The following is a 4,026-nucleotide window of genomic DNA, read 5'->3' on the forward strand; positions in this document are numbered from 1 at the left end:
CCGCAGTTGCACCCGCAGGACCACCACCAATTACCAAGACATCAAATGCATCTTTGGCATTGATCATCGCAGCATCTTTTTCCGCAGAGTTAGTATCTAACTTGGCAATGATTTCTTCCAAAGTCATGCGACCTTGACCGATATGTTGCTCATCTTGGAACACCATTGGTACTGCCAAGATTTTGCGTTGTTCCACTTCATCTTGGAAGAACGCACCATCAATCATGGTGGTCGTGGTATTTGGGTTATAGATTGCAATCAAGTTCAAGGCTTGAACTACATCTGGACAGTTATGGCAGCTCAATGAAATAAACACATCAAAGTTTGCTTTAAGATTTAAGCCTTTGATCTGATTTAAAACGTCATCAGAAACTTTAGGTGCATAGCCTGAAACTTGTAACAATGCCAAGATCAAAGAGGTAAACTCATGTCCCATTGGTAAACCGGCAAAGAACACACGAGGTTGTTCACCTGCTTTGGCAACACCAAAACTCGGACGGCGAGCGTTTGAACCGTCAAAACGCGCCGTAACTTGATCAGACAGTTCAGCAATTTCAGTCACGAGTTCTTTTACTTTCGCAGCTTTATCTGAATCATCTAAAGCAGCCACCAACTCGATTGGACTTTCTAAACGTTCTAAGTAAGCTTTTAATTGAGTTTTAATATTTTGATCTAACATGCAAATCTCCAAATTCTAAGCAGTTCAAGTCGGCTAAATTAATTTCATGGGGCTATAGTACGCAAAAGTTCAGCATAGGGGAAACAGTATGTTTTTATGAGTTCAATCGGTTTTTTGAATTTTAATCAATGCGATGTAGTGTTTGCTCGATACGCTGGCGACGAGTTTTTAAATGCTTCGCCAATATAAATAAAAAGATGCTTAAACTGATAAAGATAAAGCTCAACACCAATAGCAACAGATTAACAATCTGAGACGTTTTTTCGGCTTTTTGAACACGAGGTTCCAATGATTGGGTTACTGGCGTAACACTTTTTCCATACAGTTGTTGTTGCATTGCCCATAATTGTTCAGGCTTAAAATTATAATCTTTGAACTGAGTTGGATTATTTTTTTCTATATTAATCAGCTGATTGACGTAAACATTTGCTGTTTGTCGATCTACAGGTCGATGCATTAAAGCGACTTGAGCTAGAACATAGGCTTTTTCTGCTGAGGGGACACGAGCTTGTTGCAAGTCTCGAGCAATCTGACTTTCAATAATATTACTCTTATAACTCATCCACTGTTGATAGGCTTGCTCCGTTTCATCTTTCCAATCGTATTGTAGATAGCTCAAACCTGACCAAAATAAGATAAAAGCAATAATCCACGCCAGAATACGCTGTGTCCAAGCTTGCAAGCGGCGTTGAAAAAAGCCAATTTTTTTTATCCAACTCAGTAACAAGAAAGCACCAATAAAGGAGACTAAAAGCTTTAAAAACAACCAGCCCACCCAAGACAATAAATTAAAAAAATAGTCGACTGGTTGCTTGAATGGAATAAATTCTTGAATGCTATAAGGTAAATCTAAAGCTTGAACATGTAATGAAAGATCAAAGAACCGATAGATAAATTCTTTTTGCAAAAACAAAGAAGCAACCATAACGAGTGCAAATGTAGTAAGGCACACAAACCAAATCGTCAAATGACGCTGTCTCTGTCGCAAACCTGCTAAACGTTGCTCAATCGGTTGAACATTTAAATCATCTATAGGTGACAATGATCTTTCCTTTCATACGAAAAAATTAGACTTTAGGTGGATTATGCCCACTATTTTCTAAAACCAAATGATTCAAATTTTCTTGCAATACCCGCAATCGCGTTGTTGCTTCTGCACGTTTTTGCATGCCCTCTTTTTGGATTTGAATCACATCATTCACAGTATTAATGAGGGTGTTTTGTACATGTTCAAGGGTTTCAACATCAATCACTGAACGTTGATTGGCTTTCGCTGTATCCACAGAGTTTTGATGCAATAACTCAGCATTACGGCGTAATAAATCATTGGTCGTATCGTCGATCGCTTTTGCCAACTGCACACTATTCTTTTGTTCTTGCAATGAAATTGCCAAACTAATCTGGTTTTTCCAAGCGGGTAGCGTAATATTCTTAATCGCGTAAAACTTATCGACCAACATTAAATTATTCGATTGAATAATACGAATCATCGGTAAAGTCTGCATCGCAGATTGCTGTAGAATCTGTAAATCGCTTACACGTTTTTCAAGATTGTTCGCTAAATGATTTAAATCATAAATTTGCTGGGTTGTCTTTTGATCTTGCTCCAGCGTCGTAAGCGTTGAAATTTGTTGCTGAATATCTTGCTGCTTCAGGTGTCCAGCTGCAATATAGACCCCAAGCTGTTTATATTCCTCTTGAACAGCATCAAACATTTTATCTAGTGTGCCTACACGTGCTTTCAAACCAGACTGAGAGCTTTCAATTTCTTTGACTAATGCATCAATTTGCTCTTTAGTTGTATTAAAGTGCTGATCAAAACTTTGCTTAGCCCCTTTAATTTTACTGAGCAAGCCACCAAAGAAACCTGAGCTTTTGGACTTATTTAAAATACTCGATGTATTCAATTGTTGTGCGACCTGCACCACTTCATTTAATTTTTGTCCAGTGGCATCCAAATCCTTGTTTTGCACAAGATTAAGCAACTCATCCGTATAAGTAGAAGTTTTAGTCGCTATATTTTTGCCATATTCAGCCACAACAGTAGTATTGATCTCAGCAAGCTCTTTGTGTGCATTCATTACTTCAGCAAGATCTTGCGGTTGTAAGCCTAATTCTTTTAAATTTAGTCGTTCAAATCGCTGTTCTGGTTTTTCCACCAGCTCATTCGATGACTGTATCAATTCTGAATTTGACATGATGTCCCCTCTTTATTTCTGTAATGACTTTTTGAGATTTTGGATTAAATTTTCTCTGCTCTTATCTAGCTGTTCAAGCACTGCCGATGAGTTTGATTCACGACTTTGCTTCAAATGATATTGCCAAGCAGGGATTAAAACTTGCTGTGCTTCTTTAAAACGATCTAATAGACTAAAAGATAAATGTTGAGACAATTGCATTTGTTTTATTGCGATATCATTACTGGTTTGTAGCGTTTGCAAAGTATTAATTTTTTTTGAAAGGCGTTCTACAAAATGATCCAAGCTCTGAGGTTTACTAAACTCTGGATATTCGTTTAGAAACTCTTCTGCTGCGACAATATAAACCGCCATCTGTTCTCTCAATCCTAATACCTGCTGCAATCTCGCTTGAGACTTTTGGATTTCGATCTGCAATTTTTGGCTTAAATGATTGGCTTGTTGTATTAGCTGATCTAGATCTTTAAGGTATTTGACCTGACCCGCATCATATTCAATATCAATTCCCAACCATTTTTGTATTGCGTTAAAACGTCGTCCACCCAAATATTTTTTAGATTGCGATAACTGAGTAATGATTTGTGTAATCACTTCACTCAACTGCTGGTTTAATTTAGGATCAACCCCATTTAATAACACACTTTGAGCTTGCACCAAATGATCAGCATAATGATTCAAATGATGAGGATCATTAAATAAAGGCAGTAAATCATTACGCTTGATTGCCAAGATACGCTCTGGGTCTACTTCAATTTGCGATAATGGTATGAGGTCTAGCGAAGTGGTCATGTTTACCGAATAATGTCAGAACAAATAAATTTGAACATCCTTAGTTTTAGCATGTTCTGACTCATCCGCATACTATAATGTTGTTATGTTTTTAGATATTTCATATTGTTAGCCATAAATGTGGTTAGGGTTTGTTTGGAAGTGCATAAGTTCCAATCACATGCGCTACTGGTTCTTCCTCTTCTCCTGAATATATCCAAACCTCACCTGTAACTAATGTTTTTCCCACTTTAATCAGTTTACAAACAGCTCGTATATTCTGACCTGCTTTGGGTTTTCGAAAAAAATTTATGGTCATATTTGTTGTGACAGCCATCGCGACCAAGCCCATATGTCCCATGATAGCGACATATAAAACGA

Annotated in this window: 5 protein-coding genes; all 5 read right to left on the reverse strand. The window is 37.5% G+C overall.

Annotated features, from left to right (window positions below):
• A partial coding sequence (locus HMPREF0023_RS04420) for a thioredoxin family protein (RefSeq protein ID WP_008941298.1) occupies nt 1–679 on the reverse strand: 679 nt, incomplete at its 3' end.
• A 121-nt stretch (nt 680–800) separates the two neighbouring features.
• A complete protein-coding gene (locus HMPREF0023_RS04425; RefSeq protein ID WP_008941299.1) occupies nt 801–1,721 on the reverse strand; it encodes a hypothetical protein in 921 nt (306 codons plus the stop codon).
• A 25-nt stretch (nt 1,722–1,746) separates the two neighbouring features.
• Nucleotides 1,747–2,877, reverse strand: coding sequence for a toxic anion resistance protein (locus tag HMPREF0023_RS04430; protein WP_004639377.1), 1,131 nt, complete (start codon nt 2,875–2,877; stop codon nt 1,747–1,749).
• Nucleotides 2,878–2,889: 12 nt separating this feature from the next.
• The gene (locus tag HMPREF0023_RS04435) at nt 2,890–3,666 is read right to left on the reverse strand and encodes a hypothetical protein (RefSeq protein ID WP_004639378.1); all 777 of its coding nucleotides are present in this window, start codon (nt 3,664–3,666) and stop codon (nt 2,890–2,892) included.
• A gap of 124 nt (nt 3,667–3,790) precedes the next feature.
• On the reverse strand, nt 3,791–4,026 hold a 236-nt coding region (locus tag HMPREF0023_RS04440), incomplete at its 5' end, for a PaaI family thioesterase (RefSeq protein ID WP_008941300.1).

Origin of the sequence: Acinetobacter sp. ATCC 27244, from assembly GCF_000156555.1 — a bacterium.
Taxonomy (GTDB): domain Bacteria; phylum Pseudomonadota; class Gammaproteobacteria; order Pseudomonadales; family Moraxellaceae; genus Acinetobacter; species Acinetobacter haemolyticus.